Raw genomic sequence first — 300 nt, 5'->3', positions numbered from 1 at the left:
CGAAGCGTCGAGCCGCAGCGCATGCTCAAAGCGGTGTTCGCCATGGTGCTCGTCGCCGTCCTGTCTGCGTTTCTCGGAATCTTCGCCGCGCACGCCCTGTCCGCCGCGATCGACGACGGAGCCTTTCCCCTCATAGGATCGGCCGACGCCGCCACCGCCGAAGACGGCTTCAGCACCCCTCGATCGTCATGGGAACAAGGCGTCGTGCCCACCCTGTATCAGGACGACCCGCAATGGGCCGATCGCCTCTACGGATCGAGGACCGTGGGCGATGCGGGCGCCGCCCCGCTGTGCCTGGCC

At 68.0% G+C, this 300-nt stretch carries 1 pseudogene; it reads left to right on the top strand.

The features are described 5' to 3' along the window. Nucleotides 1-300: pseudogene (locus tag NE591_RS14455) on the top strand (hypothetical protein); the annotation flags it as partial.

The sequence above is a fragment of the Adlercreutzia sp. DFI.6.23 genome, assembly GCF_024462535.1.
Taxonomy (GTDB): domain Bacteria; phylum Actinomycetota; class Coriobacteriia; order Coriobacteriales; family Eggerthellaceae; genus Adlercreutzia; species Adlercreutzia rubneri.
This window is presented reverse-complemented; position numbering and strand designations above follow the sequence as displayed.